The sequence below is a fragment of the Oleiphilus sp. HI0043 genome, from assembly GCF_001634935.1.
Map to the genome: position 1 here is coordinate 1 of NZ_LWEY01001757.1, position 563 is coordinate 563.

2 protein-coding genes are annotated in these 563 nt (G+C 43.0%); both read right to left on the minus strand.

The features are described from left to right. A partial coding sequence (locus tag A3729_RS27165) for a hypothetical protein (RefSeq protein ID WP_197476148.1) occupies positions 1–202 on the minus strand: 202 nt, incomplete at its 3' end. 2 nt (positions 203–204) lie between these two features. Further along, the coding region (locus A3729_RS33550) for a polysaccharide deacetylase family protein (RefSeq protein WP_197476150.1) at positions 205–563 on the minus strand (359 nt) is incomplete at its 5' end.

Consider the following 563-nt stretch of genomic DNA (forward strand, 5'->3'; position numbering starts at 1 on the left):
GCATTCTAGACATCAAGGAAGGAGCCCTTTCTTGCTTTACACTATTTCCAGAGACCTGCTCTTCCTTATGTTCCGGGTCTGAGCCTGGAAGAGAAAGAAGTGTTACTTGGTGTTCCATCTTTCTAAATGCATTGACGATTCCCATAATATGGACACCTTCAGCACCATGCCCACGAGTTCTATGATGGTAAACTATGTTCATAATTAACTAATCACCTTAAACTGAATCCCTTGCTTCTCCCATAGAGGAAGCATTATCTCTAGCACCTGCACACACTTCTCAGCGTCGTCGTGAAATAAAAGAATTTCACCATTTACAACCGGTTTCTGCTTAAAGTTTTCAACAATCTGATCAGCACTCAGATTGGAATAATCTAATGAATCGTAGCTCCAATGCACTGGACGAAATTTGTTTTTCACTAACGAAAACAGCAAACCAAAACTCCAGCGCCCTTGCGGCGCCCGAAACAACCTGGAACCCGACTGTTCCAGCTTACTAATCCAAGCATCCGCATCATTTGCCTGTTTTAGCTGTTTACCTAGAGGCAAACGCCCAAAATCAA